Source organism: Anaerococcus groningensis, assembly GCF_046365465.1.
Lineage (GTDB): Bacteria > Bacillota > Clostridia > Tissierellales > Peptoniphilaceae > Anaerococcus > Anaerococcus groningensis.
In genome coordinates, this window is record NZ_JBGMEG010000008.1 from 34,353 (window position 1) to 53,923 (window position 19,571).

At 31.4% G+C, this 19,571-nt stretch carries 19 protein-coding genes and 1 riboswitch; of the genes, 13 read left to right on the top strand and 6 right to left on the bottom strand.

All coding sequences use genetic code 11. The features are described 5' to 3' along the window. The first annotated feature begins 1 nt into the window (after position 1). Both recD2 and AB9Q04_RS05185 read left to right on the top strand, forming a co-directional pair. Complete coding sequence (gene recD2, locus AB9Q04_RS05180) at positions 2-2,158, top strand: SF1B family DNA helicase RecD2 (RefSeq protein WP_410024304.1); 2,157 nt, start codon at positions 2-4, stop codon at positions 2,156-2,158. After that, positions 2,148-2,777, top strand: coding sequence for a ComF family protein (locus tag AB9Q04_RS05185; RefSeq protein ID WP_410024305.1), 630 nt, complete (start codon positions 2,148-2,150; stop codon positions 2,775-2,777). Before recD2 ends, AB9Q04_RS05185 begins: the two co-directional genes overlap by 11 nt. Here the strand turns inward: AB9Q04_RS05185 and AB9Q04_RS05190 are convergent. The 4 genes from AB9Q04_RS05190 to AB9Q04_RS05205 form a co-directional block, all read right to left on the bottom strand. After that, positions 2,774-3,271, bottom strand: coding sequence for a hypothetical protein (locus tag AB9Q04_RS05190; protein ID WP_410024306.1), 498 nt, complete (start codon positions 3,269-3,271; stop codon positions 2,774-2,776). The genes AB9Q04_RS05185 and AB9Q04_RS05190 overlap by 4 nt on opposite strands. Before the next feature lie 96 nt (positions 3,272-3,367). Beyond that, positions 3,368-4,753, bottom strand: a complete 1,386-nt coding sequence (gene scfB, locus AB9Q04_RS05195) for a thioether cross-link-forming SCIFF peptide maturase (RefSeq protein WP_410024307.1) — start codon at positions 4,751-4,753, stop codon at positions 3,368-3,370. Positions 4,754-4,832: 79 nt separating this feature from the next. Next, positions 4,833-4,982, bottom strand: coding sequence for a six-cysteine ranthipeptide SCIFF (scfA, locus tag AB9Q04_RS05200; RefSeq protein ID WP_203126650.1), 150 nt, complete (start codon positions 4,980-4,982; stop codon positions 4,833-4,835). Between the two features lie 69 nt (positions 4,983-5,051). After that, positions 5,052-6,380 carry an aminotransferase class V-fold PLP-dependent enzyme gene (locus AB9Q04_RS05205; RefSeq protein ID WP_410024308.1) on the bottom strand — a complete coding sequence of 443 codons (1,329 nt, stop codon included), beginning with the start codon at positions 6,378-6,380 and terminating at the stop codon, positions 5,052-5,054. A 76-nt stretch (positions 6,381-6,456) separates the two neighbouring features. Between AB9Q04_RS05205 and AB9Q04_RS05210 the strand changes: the two genes are divergently transcribed. The 8 genes from AB9Q04_RS05210 (at position 6,457) to AB9Q04_RS05245 (ending at position 15,405) form a co-directional block, all read left to right on the top strand. After that, on the top strand, positions 6,457-6,975 hold the full coding sequence (locus AB9Q04_RS05210; RefSeq protein WP_410024309.1) for an adenine phosphoribosyltransferase: 519 nt from the start codon (positions 6,457-6,459) through the stop codon (positions 6,973-6,975). Positions 6,976-7,133: 158 nt separating this feature from the next. After that, complete coding sequence (locus AB9Q04_RS05215) at positions 7,134-8,051, top strand: DnaJ domain-containing protein (RefSeq protein ID WP_410024310.1); 918 nt, start codon at positions 7,134-7,136, stop codon at positions 8,049-8,051. Between the two features lie 3 nt (positions 8,052-8,054). Then, the gene (clpB, locus tag AB9Q04_RS05220) at positions 8,055-10,640 is read left to right on the top strand and encodes an ATP-dependent chaperone ClpB (protein ID WP_410024311.1); all 2,586 of its coding nucleotides are present in this window, start codon (positions 8,055-8,057) and stop codon (positions 10,638-10,640) included. Between the two features lie 144 nt (positions 10,641-10,784). Further along, positions 10,785-12,905 carry an anaerobic ribonucleoside-triphosphate reductase gene (gene nrdD / locus AB9Q04_RS05225; RefSeq protein WP_410024312.1) on the top strand — a complete coding sequence of 707 codons (2,121 nt, stop codon included), beginning with the start codon at positions 10,785-10,787 and terminating at the stop codon, positions 12,903-12,905. Then, complete coding sequence (gene nrdG, locus AB9Q04_RS05230; protein WP_410024313.1) at positions 12,902-13,399, top strand: anaerobic ribonucleoside-triphosphate reductase activating protein; 498 nt, start codon at positions 12,902-12,904, stop codon at positions 13,397-13,399. Before nrdD ends, nrdG begins: the two co-directional genes overlap by 4 nt. Before the next feature lie 27 nt (positions 13,400-13,426). Beyond that, a complete protein-coding gene (locus AB9Q04_RS05235; protein ID WP_410024314.1) occupies positions 13,427-14,020 on the top strand; it encodes a LemA family protein in 594 nt (197 codons plus the stop codon). Positions 14,021-14,031: 11 nt separating this feature from the next. After that, the gene (locus tag AB9Q04_RS05240; protein WP_410024315.1) at positions 14,032-14,889 is read left to right on the top strand and encodes a TPM domain-containing protein; all 858 of its coding nucleotides are present in this window, start codon (positions 14,032-14,034) and stop codon (positions 14,887-14,889) included. A gap of 9 nt (positions 14,890-14,898) precedes the next feature. After that, the gene (locus AB9Q04_RS05245; RefSeq protein WP_410024316.1) at positions 14,899-15,405 is read left to right on the top strand and encodes a nucleoside 2-deoxyribosyltransferase; all 507 of its coding nucleotides are present in this window, start codon (positions 14,899-14,901) and stop codon (positions 15,403-15,405) included. A gap of 19 nt (positions 15,406-15,424) precedes the next feature. Here AB9Q04_RS05245 and AB9Q04_RS05250 read toward each other — a convergent pair whose 3' ends face one another. Continuing rightward, entirely contained in the window at positions 15,425-15,955 is a 531-nt protein-coding gene (locus AB9Q04_RS05250) for a folate family ECF transporter S component (RefSeq protein ID WP_410024317.1), read from the bottom strand. 19 nt (positions 15,956-15,974) lie between these two features. Next, positions 15,975-16,068, bottom strand: a riboswitch (THF riboswitch). A 46-nt stretch (positions 16,069-16,114) separates the two neighbouring features. Here AB9Q04_RS05250 and AB9Q04_RS05255 point away from each other — a divergent pair. The 3 genes from AB9Q04_RS05255 (at position 16,115) to AB9Q04_RS05265 (ending at position 18,401) form a co-directional block, all read left to right on the top strand. Further along, positions 16,115-16,726 carry a DNA-3-methyladenine glycosylase gene (locus AB9Q04_RS05255; protein WP_410024318.1) on the top strand — a complete coding sequence of 204 codons (612 nt, stop codon included), beginning with the start codon at positions 16,115-16,117 and terminating at the stop codon, positions 16,724-16,726. A gap of 167 nt (positions 16,727-16,893) precedes the next feature. Continuing rightward, entirely contained in the window at positions 16,894-17,574 is a 681-nt protein-coding gene (tenA, locus tag AB9Q04_RS05260) for a thiaminase II (RefSeq protein ID WP_410024319.1), read from the top strand. 128 nt (positions 17,575-17,702) lie between these two features. Next, entirely contained in the window at positions 17,703-18,401 is a 699-nt protein-coding gene (locus AB9Q04_RS05265) for a cysteine hydrolase family protein (protein ID WP_410024320.1), read from the top strand. Between the two features lie 396 nt (positions 18,402-18,797). Here the strand turns inward: AB9Q04_RS05265 and AB9Q04_RS05270 are convergent, their stop codons facing one another. Then, on the bottom strand, positions 18,798-19,559 hold the full coding sequence (locus tag AB9Q04_RS05270) for an NADPH-dependent oxidoreductase (protein WP_410024321.1): 762 nt from the start codon (positions 19,557-19,559) through the stop codon (positions 18,798-18,800). Between the last annotated feature and the right edge of the window lie 12 nt (positions 19,560-19,571).

Sequence of the window (19,571 nt, forward strand, 5' to 3'; positions counted from 1 at the left end):
AATGAAAATAGAAGGCATAGTTACTAACATAATTTATAGAAATGAAGATAATGGCTACAATATTATTGTAGTAGATACATCTGATTCAGATATAACTTGTGTAGGCACTATGCCTTTTTTTGATGAAGGCGATAATGTAGAAGTAACAGGAGACTTAGTTTATCATGATAAATATGGTGAGCAGATAAATGTTAGCTCTATTAAACTTTTAAAACCATCTGGCAGGGATGCAATAGTTACATATTTAGCCAATGCTGATATAAAGGGAATAGGCAAAAAAACTGCTGCTCAGATTTATAATAAATTCGGTGAAGAATCTATAGATGTAGTCTACAATAACCCAGAAAAATTAAAGTCTATAGAAGGAATTGGTAAAAAGAAAATAGCAGATATAAAACTTACTACTGAAGAAACTAAAGATTCGAGAAATACCTTGCTCTACTTACAAAGCTTAAATATTTCTTATAATCTTTCTATGAAAATATATAAACTTTATGGAGAAGATACCATAGATATTATAAAAACAAATCCATATAGGCTAGTAGATGATATAAGTGGTGTAGGTTTTACTATGGCGGATAATATAGCTCGTAATATGCAGATATCCTCTAATTCTAGTTTTAGAATATCAGCTGGTATAAGTCATACCTTAAATTACGAATCAGAATTTAATGGACACACTGCTATAAAAATTGATTATTTAACTTATAAAGTAGCAAATTTACTAAGAGTTAAAAATGATGATATTATAGAACAAATAAATAAAGATACCCTAGCAGGTAAACTTTATATAGTTATTATAGAAAATGAAAAATTTGTCTACAAAAAATCCCTATATAAGGCAGAAAAATACATAGCTATGGCACTTAAGCAAAAAAAGGACAGTGCCTATAATTTTGATGTAGAAATAAATGAAGATTTAAGTGTCTTTTCTGATGAGCAACAAGTAGCTATAAATGAAGCCTTTAAAAATATGGTTATGGTAATAACTGGTGGACCTGGCACTGGTAAAACCACTATTATAAATGCCATTAAAAAAATATTAAATAATAATGATTTATCCTACGCCATGCTAGCGCCTACTGGTAGGGCTGCAAAAAGAATCCAAGAATCCACTGGAGATGAGGCTTACACTATCCACAGATTATTAGGAATTAAACCTGATGAAGCACTTGCAGAATATAATGAAGAAAACCCAATAGAAAAAGACTATATAATAGTAGATGAGATGAGTATGGTGGATATCTATTTGATGAAAACTTTACTTAGTGCTATTTCTCCAGAAACTGCCCTTATAATGGTGGGAGATAGCAACCAGTTACCGTCTGTGGGACCTGGGAATGTTTTGGCAGATATTATAAATACTGATATAAAAACTATAAGACTTAAGAAAATTTTCAGGCAAGGTCTAGAATCAAATATAATTGTAAATGCTCATAAAATCAACAATGGAGAATATCCAATCTTAAATGAATCGGGCAAGGATTTTTTCTTTATAGAAGCCAACCGCAATAATTTTAATGATGTGTTGACAAATTTAGTAAATGAACGCTTGCCCAAATTTTATGGTCTAGATAAGATAAAAGATATACAAATACTATGCCCTAGCAAGAAAACACCTTGGGGAGCCACAAATATAAATGAAAATATACAAAATATCTTAAATCCGACTAAGGAAGAGCTTAAGATAAATGATAAGATATATAAGCTACATGATAAGGTAATGCAAGTTAGAAATAACTATGATTTGGTGGCTGAAAACGCATTAACTGATGCCGAGGGAGTTTATAACGGCGATATTGGTTTTGTAAACCAAATCGATAAAGAAGATGAGAAACTAGAAGTAGAATTTTATGATGGATCGGTGGTTACATATAAAAAAGAGGATATTAGAGATTTAGATCTTTCTTATGCTATTACCATCCATAAATCACAAGGTTCTGAATTTGATTGTGTAATCATCCCTATGATGCAGGTAGCTCCCATGCTTTTAACTAGAAACCTTCTTTATACAGGAGTTACTCGAGCAAAAAAGCTAGTTGTCCTTGTTGGAGAAAAACGAATCATCAAGCAAATGGTTGATAATAACAATTCAAATAAAAGATATACCAATCTTAGCTATTGGATAAATGAGATGGAGAATGTAGATGGTGATTGATTTACTATTTTTAGATAAAAATATGTGCTACTCTTGTAAGCAAAACAAGATAGTAGCTCATTTTTTATGCAAAGATTGCCTAAAAAAATTAGACTATGTAGCAAATAAATTTAGCTTAGAAAATTATGAGGCTCATGCAGTATATTTCTATAATGAATCTATGAAAAAGTTAATAGGGGACTACAAATTTAATCGTAATACATCGCTAGCCAAGGTTTTTGCTAGCATTATTTATGACTATGCTAGAGTAAATAATTTATTTGATTGTGATTATATCCTGCCTTCTCCAAGTTCAAAATCCACTATAAACAAGAGGGGCTTTGACCATATAAAAACTATAACTGATCATTTTATAAAAGATACTGAGTGTCTTTATCTAAACGATTTTAAGAAAATAAAGAATACTAAGGCCCAGCATAATTTAAATAAAGAAGATAGGGCTTATAATTTAATAGATGCTTTTTCTTATGATAAAGATCTTACTGGAAAAAGTGTGCTTCTAATTGATGATTTAGTAACTACTGGTAATACTGCTATGGAAATTTTAAGAGTTTTAGAAAATTGTAATATAAAAGAGGTGAAAGTTTTAGCAATCACCTCTGAACATAGGGTTAATTAAATTGTAGCTGGTGTTCTAAAGAAAAAATACCATAGTGCCCATATGATTAATAGTAATATAACCCAGAACCACCAATTTGAATAAAATGGTTTGTCTGCGTCATTTCTACTTTCTCTAACGCTTCTGTTAGTGGTAACTTTATCCTTAGATTCGTGAGTTCTATCACCTTCTGTATTTACTCTTTTATAGTTAGAGGTATCTACAGTTTCATTAGAATGTGTTCTATTTGAATCTTTATGGTGAGTTAGATTATCAAAATCATTCTTTACTTCAGTTTTTGCGTGGTCAAAGTCATTTTCTACCTTTGTTTTAGCATGGTTAAAGTCATTTGTAGTTTCATCTTTAACATGGTTAAAATCACTTTCAACTTTGGTTTTAGCCTGATTAAAATCGTTCTCTAAATTTTCTTTACGAGTATCAAATTCCTTTTTTACATTTTCCCTATTTATATTGTCATTACTACCAGATTCAAAAGTTCTTTTTTCGTCAGTCATAATTTGTCCTCCATTAATTCTTATATTATAAAAATACCCAATAATACATTTATTATTCATCTGTACTATTGGGTATTAAAAGTAATTTATTAAATTTTATGCAAGAACTTCAGTTTTTTCAGCTTCTTTCATATATTCATATATTTTAATAGCTATAGCCATTTCAATTCTTTTTCTAAACAGATTGCAAGAGTATTCGTGAGTTTTATTTATATCTCCGTTGGCATTATAGTTATTTGCTGCGCATCCACCTGAACAATACATGTTTGCCCAGCAAGTCTTACATTCTTCTTTAGAATAGCAATTACATGTTTTAAATTGGTCTACTAAATCATTTCTTACTATACCTTCATCGAGATTTCCTATTACAAAATCATCGTTACCAACAAATTGGTGACATGGATAAAGTGTACCAGTAGGGGTTACTGCCATATATTCTGTTCCAGACCCACAACCAGATAATCTTTTATGAGCACAAGGACCATTTTCTAAATCAATCATGTAATGATAGAAAATAAATTCATCATCATTGTCTATTGCTTCCATCATCATGTCTGCTAGTTTTTCGTATTGGTCATATAAAACTGGTAGGTCTTCATCTTTTAATGCATAATTAGATTCGGAGTTTCCTACAACTGGCTCAAGTGAGGTTCTTTTAAAACCTAAATCTAGATATGTTTTTATATCGTTGGTGAAATCTAAGTTACTTGCAGTGTAGGTACCGCGCATATAATATTCTTTATCTCCACGTTTTTTTACAAAATTTTGGAATTTAGGTACGACTGTATCAAATGATCCCTTACCACCGATTGTTTTTCTAAACTCATCGTGGGTTTCTTTTCTACCATCTAGGGATAAAACTACATTTTTCATATTTTCATTTAGATAATCAATTTTGTCATCATCTAAAAGCATACCGTTTGTTGTGAGAGTGAAGTTAAAGTGTTTGTTGTGTTTTTCCTCAAGGCTTCTTGCATAGGCAACTGTTTCAGTTACAACATCCCAATTCATTAGTGGCTCTCCACCGAAAAAGTCTACATCAAGGTTGTAATGGTTACCAGAGTTTGCAATTAAAAAGTCTATAGCATCTTTTGCAGTTTCCTTTGTCATTATTGCATCTGGACCATGGTATTTACCACCCTTAGCAAAACAATATTCACAAGATAGGTTACAAGTATGAGCGACATTTAAGCAAATAGCCTTTACATTTGTAGCTCTTTTTGTAACATCTATGGCAAGATCAGAAAAATTGTCAGTAGTAAAGAGCATACCTTCTTTTTCTAACTCTTTTACTTCGTTGTAAGCTTCTTCAAATTGGTCATCTGAAAGATTGTATGTAGATAGGATATTTTTAATTTCTTCCTTAGAGTGACCTTCATATAAAGAAATGATTTCATAAGTAACATCATCGACAGCGTGGACTGCTCCACTATATGTATCTAAAACTATATTAAAGCCCTTGGCCTTATATTGGTGTATCATATATTCTCCTTAAAATGTGATAATAATATTATACTAAATTGATAGGAAATAATAAAGAAAAAAAATAAGGGCCAGACCCTTATTTTTCTTTTTTGCTAACGCACTCTTGGTTAGCTACTCCACAGCTAGTTTTACAAGCTGATTGGCAAGATGTTTGGCATTCACCACATCCACCATTCTTTTTTGATTTATGGAGATTTCTTGTATTAAGTGTTACAATTCTTTGCATATGTATTCTCCTTTTAAATATATATGTAAATTTTATACATCTTTATAATAACAGTTAACTAATAAAAAGTCAATCTATTATTAGGATATCATTAATTATATTTACATCTATACCACTTTCTATCATATTATTAATATCAACTATCACTGTTTTATTAATTATTTCCCCAGGAACTATTAGGGGGATTCCGGGAGGGTAGGCATAGACAAATTGACCAGATACTTTACCACAAGCTTCAGATATACTTATGTATTTTTTATTTTTTAATAATGCATCATTTATATTTAATTTACTTGTTGGTATTTGATAGGATAAATTATTTCTATTATCCTTATAAGATAAAGTTTGATCAATCTTTATAAGGGCATCTTTTAACCTATCAAACCCATATTTTTTATCAAATATAGTTGCAATAAGCAAGGCATAAGATGGGTAGGCCATCTCTATTTCTATCTTCTCTTCTTTTAAAAGGTTTTGTAATGCACTTCCATTTAGATCTGCGTTTATAGTGGATAGTAAAATCTTTGACCTATCTTTTTTTGGATGGTCTACTAGTTTTAAATGATTTAAGTTTAGAGAATACAAGTCTTCTAATTCTTTCTCTAAGTTAAGATATAAGTCAATAAATTTAGGAAAATTTTCTACCATATCATCAATAGATTGCATTGTTATATAGGATGGGGAAGATGTTTGAAAGACAGCCATATTTCTTTTTATTTCCGGAGAATATTTTTCATTATTTATCAAAACACAAGCACTAGGTGTAAGTGCAGATAAATTTTTATGAAAAGATGTAATAGCAATATCTAATTTATCGCACCACTTATCATTTAATATAAAATGAGAGCCATGGGCTAAGTCCACTACCAATGGTACATTTACTTTTTGGCACTCTTTATAAATTTTTTCTAAGTCGAGTATATAACCTTCATAGGAAGGTGAAGTTACTATAACAGCTGCAAAATCTCTGCTTCTAATTTTTTTAAAAAAATTGTCGTAATTAATATCAACTACGGCATTTTCCTCACTTAAAACTACATCTATGTAGGATGGATTCAAATTATTTAATTCAATTGCATTATAAACTGCTTTGTGAGAAGTTCTTTGGATGAGTATATTTTTATTTTGATAAGTTAAAGCTCTGATAGCAGCTAAAATTCCACAAGTAGATCCATTTGTAGATATAATAGCATCTTTTACTCCATAGATATCTGCTATTTTTTTATTTAGTTCTAGTAAAATATCTTTTGGGTCATTTAGATTATCAAAACCATCTATTTCTGTAAGATCTCTTTGATAAGGTAAATCTTTTCTCAAAATATCAGTTCTTTTAGAACCAGGCATATGAAAGGGATAGTAATCACTTTTTAAATATTCGTCTAATTTTTTATTTATCATAATAACTCCTATTTATACTTTACAATAGTAATTATAATTAACTACTAATTAGGGTATAATCTATGTGGAGGATAGAATGGATTTAAAATCAAAAATTAGAGTTATTGAAGGATACCCAGTTGAGGGCGTATCTTTTAAGGATATTACCACATTATTAAAAGATAAAGATGCATACAAACAATCTTTAGATATGTTAGAAGAAGAGCTAAAAGACATCGAGTTTGACTACATTGTAGGTATAGAATCTCGTGGATTTATTTTTGGTGCACCTCTTGCTGACAGATTAGACAAGGGATTTGTTCCTGTAAGAAAACCAGGTAAGCTACCAGGTGATATTGAGAAAATTTCTTATGACTTAGAATATGGTAATAATGAACTAGAAATGCACAAAGATGCTATTGGAAGAGGCGATAAGGTAGTAATTATCGATGACTTAATAGCTACAGGTGGATCAGCTCAAGCAGCTGCAAAATTAGTTGAAACCTTAGGTGCTGAAGTAGCAGCCTTTGAATTTTTAATCGAACTAGAAGATTTAAATGGTAGAGAAGTCTTAGGCGATTATAAAGTTATATCACTTGTAAAATACGATCATTAAAAAGGGGCCTTAATTGAAGGCTCTTTATTTAAATATTTTAAATTAGCCTTAACAATCTAAAAAACTTTATAAAGTTACTTGAATTAATATACAGCGATAGTATAATTTAATTAAGGTCAGAGATGGTCAAATAAATACTAGATAACGATGGAGGTAGTATGCAATATAGAGATTATTATGAAGTATTAGGAGTTGATAAAAAAGCAAGTGATGCCGATATTAAAAAGGCTTATAGAAAACTTGCAAAAAAATATCACCCAGACCTTCATCCAGATGATAAAGATGCAGCAAATAAATTTAGTGAAATAAACGAAGCTTACGAAGTATTATCAGATCCAAAAAAACGTAAGAAATATGATAAGTTTGGAAATAATGCAAACTTTTCAGGTGGTCAAAACTTTGATCCAAGCGATTTTGGTTTTGATTTTGGCAATTTTGGTAATGGATCTTATACTTATTCTACAGGATCTGATAGTGGTTTTTCAGACTTTTTTGATGGTCTCTTTGGTGGCTTTGGTAGAAGTACTTATCAAAGGGCAGGCTCACGTAGAGCATCAAGTACAACGAGTGCAAAAAAGAAAACTACTATTGATACAAAAATAGAACTAAGCATAGATGAAGCTCAAAAAGGTGCTAGTAAATCTGTTGCTGTTAAATATAATAATGAAGTTAAAAATATAGAAATAAACATACCAGCAGGTATTAAAAATAATAATAAAATAAAAATAGATGGCTCAAAATATGGTATAAATTCCTATATTGTAGCTAAAATAATCATCAAAGATGAAGACGATAGAAGACTTGATGGAATAGATATAATAAAGAGAGAAAAAATATATCCATGGCAAGCTTATTTTGGAACAAAAAGAAAAGTTGAAACTATAGATGGTAGCTTGATGGTAAACATACCTGAAAAAGTAAACTCAGGACAAAAGATAAGACTAAAAGGCTATGGCTATAAGGATAGAAAAAATAATAAGGGTGATTTAATACTAGAAATTATTATTGACAACCCAAAAGACTTTAATGAAGAAATGACAGACTTATATAAAAAATTAAAGGAAATAGAGGGATAGATTATGGACTACAACAAGTTTACACAAAAATCTTTGGAAGCTATAAATAATGCTAATAGCTATGCAATTAAAAATAGCAATCCAGAAGTAAATGAAATACATTTAAATTATGCTTTAATAGAAAACTCTGACTCCATAGTTGCTCAAGTCATTAAAACTATGGATGTAGACTTTAAATCTTATAGAAGTGAAATAAGAGATATGATGGATAGGTTGCCTCAAGCAAGTGGTGGATCAGATATCTATCCAACCCAAACTCTTTCAAGAATATTACTTAAAAGTGAAGATGAAGCAGAAAATATGGGAGATAGCTTTGTATCTATGGAACATATTTTCTTATCACTTTTAAATGAAAAAACACAGGTGACTGATATAAATAAAAGATATGGCCTAACATATAGAGAATTTAAAAAATCTATAGATAAGGTCAGGAAAGGTCAGAAAGTGACAACAGAAAATCCAGAAGAAACAAACAATCCATTAGAAAAATTTGGTAGAGACCTTACCCAAGAAGCCAGAGAAGGAAAAATAGATCCAGTTATTGGACGTGATAGTGAAATAAGAAATGCCCTTAGAATCCTATCTCGACGTAAGAAAAATAACCCCGTATTAATTGGTAATCCTGGTGTTGGTAAAACTGCTATTGTAGAAGGTCTTGCTCAAAGGATAGTAAATAACGATGTACCAGAGCCACTTCAAGGTAGAACAATATTTTCACTTGATATGGGTGCTCTAGTAGCAGGGGCAAAATACCGTGGTCAATTTGAAGAAAGACTTAAAGCAGTTCTTGAAGAAGTTCAAAACTCAGATGGTCAAATAATAATGTTTATTGATGAAATCCATACTTTAGTAGGTGCGGGTAAAACAGAAGGAGCTATGGATGCATCAAATATTATGAAACCAATGTTAGCTCGTGGGGAAATAAAAGTAATAGGTGCTACAACCTTAAATGAATATAGAGAATACATTGAAAAAGATGGAGCCTTAGAAAGACGTTTTCAAAAGGTAATGGTAAATGAACCTACAGTTGAAGATACTATAAGCATTTTAAGAGGTATCAAGGACAAATATGAAATTTTCCACGGTATCCGTATCCAAGATAGCGCAGTAATTGCAGCTGCAGAATTATCTGATAGGTATATTACAGATAGGTTTTTACCAGATAAGGCAATTGACCTTATGGATGAAGCATGTGCCACAGTTCGTACAGAGATAGACACCATGCCAACCTATCTAGATGAACAAAAAAGAAAACTATTACAATTACAAATTGAAATAACAGCCCTAAAAAAGGAAGAAGATGAATCATCTAAAGATAGACTAGCAATCCTTGAAAAAGAATTAGCTGACTTATCTGAAAAATATGATGAAGACTTCTTAAAATGGAAGGAACAAAAATCTTCCATTGATGATGTAAAAAACATTAAAGAAGAAATTGATAGGGTAAATAACGAAATTGAACAAGCAGAAAGAAACTATGATTTTGAAAAACTTTCCGAGCTTCGCTATGGCACCCTACCAGCTTTAGATGAAAAACTTAGAAAAGCTAGTGAAATTTCTCAAAAAGATAATGAGGATGCCATAAAAGAACAAGTAACAGATGAAGATGTAGCTGATGTTGTAAGCAACTGGACAGGCATACCTGTAAATAAACTTGTAGAAAGTGAAAGAAGTAAAATTTTATCACTTCCAGAAAAGCTACACGAAAGAGTAATAGGTCAAGACCAAGCTATTACTGCAGTTTCAGATGCTATTATTAGAGCAAGATCTGGACTAAAAGATATTTCAAAACCAATAGGTTCATTTATTTTCCTAGGACCAACTGGAGTTGGTAAAACAGAACTTGCAAAGGCATTATCAGAAGCTATGTTTGATGATGAAAATCATATGATAAGAATAGATATGTCAGAATATATGGAAAAATATTCTGTATCAAGATTAATTGGTGCTGCTCCAGGCTATGTAGGCTACGAAGAAGGAGGCCAATTAACAGAAGCAGTCCGCCGTATGCCTTATTCTGTAATCCTATTTGATGAAATTGAAAAAGCTCATCCAGATGTATTTAATATTTTATTACAAGTCTTAGATGATGGAAGACTTACAGATAGTATGGGTAGGACAGTTGACTTTAAAAATACCATAATAATCATGACATCAAATATAGGTAGTCAGTATCTAATTGATGGCCTAAAAGATGATGGAACAATTGATGAGGAAAATAAAAATCTAGTAGAAGAATCATTAAGAGCATCATTTAAACCAGAATTTTTAAACAGGATTGATGATATAGTTATGTTTAGCCCACTTACAAGTGATCAAGTTTATAATATCATTGACCTACAAGTAAATGAAATTAGAAAAAGACTTAAAGATTTAAATATAGATTTAGAAATTACACCAGCTGCCAAAGAATATATCCTAGACCATTCTTACGATTTAGAATATGGTGCAAGGCCAGTAAAAAGATACTTGCAAACTAATGTGGAAACAAAGCTTGGTAGACTAATAATCGAAGGTAAAGTTGGAGCAAAGGATACTGCTATACTAGATCTAGATGAAAATAAAGAATTAAATTTTTCTATAAAATAAATATTTGATAAAAAGAGATGTTTGGCTTTATTCCAACATCTCTTTCATTATGCCTACTTTTTTACTACTGTATACTATATATAGTGCTTAGTTTACTTTTGAAACTATATATGGTATACTTTCCTCAGTAATGGAGGTAATAATATGGTTCAGGTTTTAAAACGCGATGGTAAAAAAGTTGACTTTAATGTAAATAAAATATCTACTGCTATTCTTAAAGCTATGAATTCTCCCATCGGAGTATATTTTAAGGATCAGCCAGAAAAAATAGCAAATATAATAAAAGAAAAATACAAGGATTATGAAGAGATTTCTATCTATGATATAGAAGAAGCAGTTTATTATGAACTAATTAAAAATGATAATCCAGCTGCTGCAAGGGCCTATGAGTCATATAAATCAATCCAAGCCTATAAAAGAGAGCAAAATACATCAGATAATGATATCTTAGGCTTGTTAAATCAAACCAATATAGATGTAATGGATGAAAATTCTAATAAAAATCCTTTGATAGCATCTACTCAAAGAGACTTAATAGCTGGGGAAGTTGCAAAAGACATAGCGAAAAGAAAGCTAATCCCAGCTCATTTAGTAGAAGCCCACGAGGCAGGAGCTATACATATCCATGATCTAGACTACCTTATCCAACCAATCTTTAATTGCTGCTTAGTTGATATGAAAAACATGCTAGATCAAGGCACAGTTGTAAATGGAAAGTTAATAGAAAGTCCTAAATCTTTTCAAGTAGCTTGTAATGTGATGACACAAATCATAGCACAGATTGCATCTAACCAATATGGAGGACAGTCTATAAACATATCATGCCTAAGTCCATATCTAAAAAAATCTTATGATAAAAATCTAAAATTAGCCAATGAAACTTTAGTAAGTAAAGACCAGGCCTTAGCCATGGCAGCTGCTATGACTAAAAAAGATTTGGAATCAGGCATACAAACCATCCAGTATCAAATAAATACCCTTATGACTAGCAATGGTCAGGCTCCATTTGTGACCCTGTTTATGCATACAGATGAAGATGACCCATACCTAGATGAAACAGTAAAAATAATAGAAGAGATCTTAAAACAAAGAATCAAGGGAATTAAAAATGAAGTAGGTGTTTATGTAACTCCAGCTTTTCCAAAACTAATCTACGTATTGGATGAAAATAATATAAAGGACGATAGTAAATACTATCCACTTACAAGGCTTGCTGGAGAATGTACTGCAAAAAGAATGTATCCAGACTATATCTCTGCCAAAGAAATGAAAAAAAATTATGAAGGTAATGTCTTTTCTCCTATGGGATGTAGGGCATTTCTTCCCCCATATAAAGATGAAAATGGAGAATACAAATTTGAGGGAAGATTTAATATGGGAGTAGCTACTATAAACCTTCCTCAAATAGGCATCTTAGCAAAAAATGATGAAGAGAAATTCTTTGAGATATTAGAAAAAAGATTAGAATTAGTAAAAGAAGTAGAATTTTTAAGATATGATCACTTGTCCAATGTTACCAGCGATAGCTCACCAATTCACTTCCAGCATGGAGCTATAGCAAGACTTCCAAAAAATACTCCTATTAAACCACTTCTAGAAAATGGTTATGCGACAGTAACTATAGGTTATATTGGAATCTATGAAGCAAGTAAGCTAGTGACAGGCAAATCTCATACCAGTGAAGAAGGGAAAAAATTTGCCCTAAAAATTATGAATATTTTAAATGAGAAAAAAGAAGAATGGAGTGATGAATTTAATATCGCCTTTGCAGTTTATGGAACACCTGCAGAAAGTTTAACTCATAGGTTTGCTAGTATTGATAAAGAGAGATTTGGGGAAATAGAAGATATAACTGATAAGGGATACTATACAAACTCTTTCCATGTAGATGTTAGAGAAGAAATAAGTATCTTTGATAAGTTTGACTTTGAAGCAGAGTTTCAATCCTTATCAACAGGCGGTTGTATATCCTATGCAGAAATTCCAAATATGACAGCAAACATAGATGCTATTATGACTATGATAAAATACATTTATGATCATATCCAATACGCAGAATTTAACACAAAACTTGATTATTGTCACGATTGCGGATTTGATGGTGAGATTTTATTAAGTGATGCAAATGAGTGGTACTGCCCAAATTGTGGAAACAAAGATAAAAGTTCATTAACTGTAGTTAGAAGAACCTGTGGCTATCTTGGAGAAAACTTCTGGAATGAAGGAAGGACTAAAGAAATAAAAGCTAGGGTGCTTCACATATGAATTATGGACAAATTCGAAAATATGATATAGCAAATGGTCCTGGCATCCGTACAAGCATTTTTGTTACAGGTTGTAGTTTAAATTGCAAAAATTGCTTTAATAAAGAATACCAAAATTCAAATTTTGGAGAAAAATGGACTGATCAAACTACCAAAAAAGTCATAGACTATTTATCAAAAGATGAAGTGGCAGGGCTTACTATTCTAGGTGGAGAACCCTTTGAAAGTGCAAAAGATTTGATTTCTATAATAGATGATATAAAAAAACAAATTGATAAGTCTATATGGATTTATTCTGGCTATACCTTTGAAAATTTAATAGAAAATCCTACTTGTAAGAATCTTTTGAAAGAAGTCGATGTACTTGTAGATGGTCCATTTAAAGAAGCAAAAAAAGATTTGAAATTAAAATTTAGAGGTTCCTCTAATCAACGCATTATAGATATAAAAGAAAGCTTAGCTAATGATAGCATTATTCTATTAAATGGGTATTAATATCCTATAAAAGACTTAGGAGGAATGATGAATAAAACATATAAAAAGAAAAAAGGCTTTGGAGCGATTGCAGGTATTATAGCTGTCTTAGCTATCATACTTATTCTTACAGTTCCAACCTACAACAGACTTGCAGGTAGCCGTGAAAATGTAAATGAGGCTTACGCACAAGTACAAAATGTTGTACAAAGAAGAGCAGATTTAATTCCAAACTTAGTAAATACAGTTAAAGGTTACTCTGATTATGAAGGAGAAACATTAACTAGAATTACAGAGGCTCGTTCTGGGATAAGTAATGCTGAGTCACCAAAAGAGTTAGCAGAAGCTAATGAAGAACTAACCCAAGCAGTTCGTGAGATGAATGTAGTAGTAGAAAATTATCCAGAGCTTAAGGCAAATACTCAATACACCCAGTTAATGGATGAACTAGCAGGATCAGAAAACAGAATTTCTGTAGAACGTGGTAATTATAACCAAGCTGTAAAAGCATACAACACAGATTTAAAGAAATTTCCTACTAATATTATAGCTGGTTTTACTGGCTATAAAGAAGCAGAATACTTTGAGGCAAGCGCTGGTGCCCAAGATGCACCAACAGTAGACTTTAACAAAAGTAATTAAGAGGAGTTTATATGAAAAGGAAAAAAATACTACAACTTAATTTAATGGTTTTACTAATGTTAACATTTTTTCCTTTAAACTCTTTTGCAAGCCTTCCATCTGCACCAACTAGCTTTTACCTAGATGAGTTGGGTATGATAGATAAAGATACAAAAGAAAACATTACTAAAACTAATAGAGAATTGGAGCAAAAAACTGGCTCTCAGATAATGGTAGCTACCATTAAAAACCCTAATGGCTTACCAGCTAGTGACCTAGCCCCAAAAATATTTAACCAATGGACCATTGGTGATCAGACTAAAAAAAATGGGGTGTTGATGCTTATCACTGAGGATGACTTAACTGATAAAAAAGAAATATTTATAGCAACAGGTTATGGCATCGAGGGTAGGCTAAATGATGGTAAAGTAGGTAGAATTATTGATAACTTTATGATCGATGATTTAAAAAGTGGTAATTATTCTAAAGCTATAAATGAAGGATTTAAAGCCATAGTTGCAGAGGTAGCTGATGAATATGGTGTAGAATTAAAAGGAAATTACGATTATTATTTAGATGTAAATAGCCAGTCCTATTCAGGTGGTATTAGTCTTGGAAGTCTACTCATTATGTTAATATTTTTTATAATCCTATCTAATATGTTTACCAGAATGAGCCTATATGGCGGTGGAACTCGTAGGTATTATAGAAAGCATCCACGCTATGGTAGAAGATACTATAATGATCCTTTTGGTGGTTATTATAGAGGAGGGTCTAATCCGTTTGGAGGTTCTTCATCATTTGGAAATTCTTCAGGTAATTCTTACTCTGGAGGCTTTAAAGGAGGCGGAGGTACCACTGGTGGTGGTGGAGCTGGTAGAAGTTTTTAAGGAGAATAAATGTACGGATATTTAGCAAGTCATTTTTTTAATGATGCTATGTATAAATGGACAGAAAATCTTGCCCAATATATAGAAGAAAATACAGAATTAGAACTTTATGTTCCTCAAAGAAATGCAGATATCAATGATAAAAAAAATAACGATGATATTATAACAGACATAAAAATTGCCCAAGCCGATACAGCTGAACTTAAAAAAGCAAATATTTTAATAGCTTGCCTTGATGGTTTAACTATAGATGATGGAGTAGCTGGAGAGGTCATGGCTCATGGTGTTATGGCAGAGCTAGAAGAAGAATATAAGGTTGATTTTCCAAGAATGATTATTGGCGTAATAACTGATATGAGGTATCTAGGTACGGGTGAAAATAAACTTTATAGAAATCTTATGATAGTTGGAAAAGTAAAAGAACATGGTCATTTAGTTATCGGATACCCGGGAGATGATTCGTACTTAGAAGAGATAGCAAAACTCGTAAATGACTTTATAAGTGAAAATAAATAAGCTCTAAGAATATTAATTCTTAGAGCTTTTCATATGCATATTTTGTTACCTTTGGAATCAACATTATTAAAACTATAGCGTTAATTCCAGCTTCTACAGCATCTTTTATAAAGTTTCTAATAACATAGAATAAATATGGGTTGGAATATAGGTGGGTTAGCCATAATGAATCAAGTAAGAGTCTAACACCCATAAATACAAAAATGGTGCTTAAAATACAGATCCAATCTAATTTATTTTTAAAATCTCTTTTAAAAATATTATAAGAAATAAATCCAGGTACAGCTCCAATTAAGATACTGCTTAGGGTAAAACCAGGGTGAAACACACCATCAGGTTTCATAAGCATTCCAACAACATCTGCTACACCACCGGTGATACCTCCGGCTATGGGACCATATAAAATCCCCGCCATCATAGTAGGTAAGTAGCCTAGGCCGATTTTTGTGCTAGAGAAGATAGTTATAGTTAAAAATCTTCTAAAAATAACTGTAAGTGCTGCAAAAATAGCCATTTTTGTGAGCATGTTTACTGTAAGTTTATTTTTCATTTTTCCCCTTTCTATCAGAGGCAGCGGTTGCGATAGAAAATCACAGCTAATAAGCTTTCGTTTAAGAACAACAACCCATTTCTTAACACTTAACGCTTTCTATCTACTCTGATGATTATATGATATCATAAATAAAAATAAAATTCATTAGAGGAGCTTATGTTAAATAAAGAATTTTTTAATAGAGATACATTAACTGTTGCTAAAGACCTACTTGGTAAGATTATTATAAGAAATGATAATGGAATAGTTTATAAAACAAAAATAGTAGAAACTGAAGCCTATTTAGGTATAGCAGATAGGGCTGCCCATAGTTTTGGTGATAGGAAAACTGAAAGAACAAAGATTATGTATGAGGATGCTGGAACTATTTATGTTTATCAAACATATGGTATTCATTTTATGCTAAATTTTGTAACAAAAGATGTAGGGATACCTGAAGCTGTTCTTATTAGGGGAGTTGAACCACTAAACGAATTAGAAAATATAAGTATAAATCGTTTTGGGAAAACTTATAAATCCCTATCTACATATCAAAAGAAAAACTTAACTAATGGACCAGGAAAGCTAACCAAGGCTTTAAATATAAATAAAAGTTTAAATGGGAAAAATTTATTTGGTAATGAACTTTACTTAGAAGATGATAGTAGCATCTTTGATATAATAACAGATAAGAGAATAGGAATAGACTATGCCAAAGAAGCCATAGACTATCCTTATAGGTTTTATATAAAAGATAATCCCTATGTATCCATTTTAAAAAAAGACTAGAAGTATAGTTATTTGTTTAAAATTTAGTAATTAGATATAATATAGCTAACACAAGGGGTGCATTAGCTAGACGAGAAATCGAACTCTTTAACCTGCTTCAGTTACTACTAGCCTAGGGATGTGATTTATATTTATTATGCATTCTTGTGAAAAACGAGGAGGTTTTTATGTCAGAAAAATTTACGGATAGAATTTATCCAAGAGTAAAAGAAATATGGGAAGCTTGCTTTAATCACCCATTTGTTCAAGAAATGGGAGATGGAAGTCTAGACTTAGATAGTTTTAAACACTGGGTAAAACAAGACTATGTTTATCTAATAGAATATGCAAGACTTTTTGCGATAGGTACTGCAAAATCACCTGATTTAGAGTCTATGAATTCATTTGCAAAAGGACTTGAAGGTATATTATTTATGGAAATGGACCTTCACAGATCTTATGCAAAAAATTTTTCTATAAGCGAAGATGAGCTAGAAGCAACTGAACCATCAGCTATAAATACTGCTTACACTTCATATATGCTAAATAAGGCTCAAGCTGGAGGAGTAGAAAATGTTGCTGCAGCACTACTTGCCTGCTCTTGGTCTTATAGCTATATTGGTCTTAAGCTAGCGGAAATTCCAGGGGCCTTAGAAGATGAAAACTACGGATCATGGATAGAAATGTATTCTTCAGATGAATTTACTGAGTTAAATGATAATGCCATGAAACTTATGAATAAACTCACAGAGGGAAAACCTGAAAGAGAATTAATAGCTCTTGAAGAAATAATTGTAAAAACAGGATATTTTGAGTATATGTTCTGGGATATGTGCTACAACAAAGAAACTTGGCCAATAGATATCTAAGAAGAAATAATTTTTTAAAAATTTAAAAATTTTCTACTGTTAGAGAAATCTATGATATAATGTTATTAAAGGAAAATGTTATCATATAAGGTTAAACTTTTAACCATTAGCTAGCTATGGAGGTATATATGAAATTAGACAGAAAGTTTGTATCAAAGTATTATGAGCATGTTGAAGAATTCCCAGATTTAGATATTGACCTTTCAAAAACTATCTTACTAATAGTTGACTATCAAAATGAATTTTGCTTAACAGATTTTGGTGAAGCTAAAGAGTTTAAAGAACAAGGCCTATGGGATGATTGGAAACCATATTTTGACAAGATGCACCAAGTAGCCTTACCTAATACAGAAAGAGTTTTAAATTACTTTAGAGATAATGACCTATTAGTCTCATACGGGCTTATAGCTTGCCAAAGAGAAGATGGTAGAGATAGATCTCCAGTTCAAAAATCTGAGGGTTGGAATAATATGCTGATGCCTGTTAATTCATATGCGGCAGAAGTAGTTGACCCACTAAAACCAATTGAAAATGAAATAGTTGTATATAAAACAACAGACTCTGTAACAACTGGTACAAATTACCTACACTTATTAGACAACATGGATATCGAAACTGTTGTTGTATGCGGTATGGTAACTGACCAATGTGTAGCATCTACTGTAAGAGGCCTTGCTGATGGAGGCTATAATGTAATTACAGTTCACGATGCTTGTATAGCAGCGTCAGAAGAACTTCATGATGCAGAGCTTAAAATAATGAATGTTATTTATACCTATGTTTTAAGTACGGATGATACCTTAAAACTACTTGAAGAAAGTAGATAATAACAGTTTTAAGGAGGAGTTTATACTCCTCTTTTTTTATTGTTAAAATAAGTTTATAAGTAAAATAACTTTATATGAATACGGTCTTAATTATTAGTACATGTTAATTTATAAGATAAAGAAAGGAGATTTATTTGTAAATAAAAATATAGCTATCCCTGCAATTAGCTTAGGTTTAGCCCCATTTATTATGCAAGCTACTGAATCTATCCTTATTCTTTGCTTTAATTCTCAGCTACTAAGATTTGGAGGGGATTTGGCAGTAGGAACTATGACTATTACTTTCTCACTGATGCAATTTGTACTACTTCCAATCCGAGGTTTGACCCAGGGTGGGCAGGCAATATTAAGTTATAATTCTAAATACCAAACTTACACGTAAAAAAGATGAAATCACTATGATTTCATCTTTTTATCTATTATAAATCCTTGATCTAGTAACGTTTCAAACATTCTATCTCTATTTGCTATAACTGTTCCCTGTTTTTTAGGAATTTGAATCGAAAATGAATCGACCCTGCGATTAGCATCTCTTAAATCATAGTAGGTAGTCATTTCTTTATCATAATCAGCAATTTTTTTATTATAGTTGTTAAAAACCTGGTAAGAATTTTCGAAGGTTTTTAGATTTATATCCATCCTAGGTTTTAGTTGGGGTTCTTGATTTGGTAGGCCAAAACCTAGACCTACAGCAGGATAAGTTAGTTTTGGTAAATCAAGTAATTCTATAACTTTTTTAGTATCATTATGGATATTTCCAAAATAATTTACACCAAGTCCTAAGCTTTCACAGGCCACAGCAACATTTTGAGCTGATATTATGGCATCAGTAAATCCTTGGATAAATTTATCAAAACCTATCATTTCATCGTTTTCTTGACCATTTTCCTTTGCTATATTGTAATTTCTATATAAATCAACTATAAAAATCCACAGGTGTGGGGCACGAGCCATATAATCCTGAAGACCATTAGCGGCAAATTTCTTTTTAAGTTCTTGATCTGTCACTTTAATTATTGAAAAAAATTGCATGCCATTACTAGTTGGAGCCATGTTTGCTACATTAAGTAAAGCTTCTATCACTCCATCATCTAATTTTTCATCTTTAAATTCTCTTATAGTCCTATGGTTTAATTGATTTTTAATTGTTTCGTTCATAAAAACTCCTTC

What these genes read in the sequence shown, in the direction of transcription:
- AB9Q04_RS05265 (WP_410024320.1), top strand. Translation starts at nt 17,703, where the DNA reads ATGAAATTAGACAGAAAGTTTGTATCAAAGTATTATGAGCATGTTGAA.
- nrdG (WP_410024313.1), top strand. Translation starts at nt 12,902, where the DNA reads ATGAATTATGGACAAATTCGAAAATATGATATAGCAAATGGTCCTGGC.
- AB9Q04_RS05270 (WP_410024321.1), bottom strand. Translation starts at nt 19,559, where the DNA reads ATGAACGAAACAATTAAAAATCAATTAAACCATAGGACTATAAGAGAA.
- tenA (WP_410024319.1), top strand. Translation starts at nt 16,894, where the DNA reads ATGTCAGAAAAATTTACGGATAGAATTTATCCAAGAGTAAAAGAAATA.
- AB9Q04_RS05245 (WP_410024316.1), top strand. Translation starts at nt 14,899, where the DNA reads ATGTACGGATATTTAGCAAGTCATTTTTTTAATGATGCTATGTATAAA.
- AB9Q04_RS05185 (WP_410024305.1), top strand. Translation starts at nt 2,148, where the DNA reads ATGGTGATTGATTTACTATTTTTAGATAAAAATATGTGCTACTCTTGT.
- AB9Q04_RS05210 (WP_410024309.1), top strand. Translation starts at nt 6,457, where the DNA reads ATGGATTTAAAATCAAAAATTAGAGTTATTGAAGGATACCCAGTTGAG.
- AB9Q04_RS05255 (WP_410024318.1), top strand. Translation starts at nt 16,115, where the DNA reads ATGTTAAATAAAGAATTTTTTAATAGAGATACATTAACTGTTGCTAAA.
- AB9Q04_RS05205 (WP_410024308.1), bottom strand. Translation starts at nt 6,380, where the DNA reads ATGATAAATAAAAAATTAGACGAATATTTAAAAAGTGATTACTATCCC.
- clpB (WP_410024311.1), top strand. Translation starts at nt 8,055, where the DNA reads ATGGACTACAACAAGTTTACACAAAAATCTTTGGAAGCTATAAATAAT.
- recD2 (WP_410024304.1), top strand. Translation starts at nt 2, where the DNA reads ATGAAAATAGAAGGCATAGTTACTAACATAATTTATAGAAATGAAGAT.
- AB9Q04_RS05250 (WP_410024317.1), bottom strand. Translation starts at nt 15,955, where the DNA reads ATGAAAAATAAACTTACAGTAAACATGCTCACAAAAATGGCTATTTTT.
- AB9Q04_RS05190 (WP_410024306.1), bottom strand. Translation starts at nt 3,271, where the DNA reads ATGACTGACGAAAAAAGAACTTTTGAATCTGGTAGTAATGACAATATA.
- nrdD (WP_410024312.1), top strand. Translation starts at nt 10,785, where the DNA reads ATGGTTCAGGTTTTAAAACGCGATGGTAAAAAAGTTGACTTTAATGTA.
- AB9Q04_RS05240 (WP_410024315.1), top strand. Translation starts at nt 14,032, where the DNA reads ATGAAAAGGAAAAAAATACTACAACTTAATTTAATGGTTTTACTAATG.
- scfB (WP_410024307.1), bottom strand. Translation starts at nt 4,753, where the DNA reads ATGATACACCAATATAAGGCCAAGGGCTTTAATATAGTTTTAGATACA.
- scfA (WP_203126650.1), bottom strand. Translation starts at nt 4,982, where the DNA reads ATGCAAAGAATTGTAACACTTAATACAAGAAATCTCCATAAATCAAAA.
- AB9Q04_RS05215 (WP_410024310.1), top strand. Translation starts at nt 7,134, where the DNA reads ATGCAATATAGAGATTATTATGAAGTATTAGGAGTTGATAAAAAAGCA.
- AB9Q04_RS05235 (WP_410024314.1), top strand. Translation starts at nt 13,427, where the DNA reads ATGAATAAAACATATAAAAAGAAAAAAGGCTTTGGAGCGATTGCAGGT.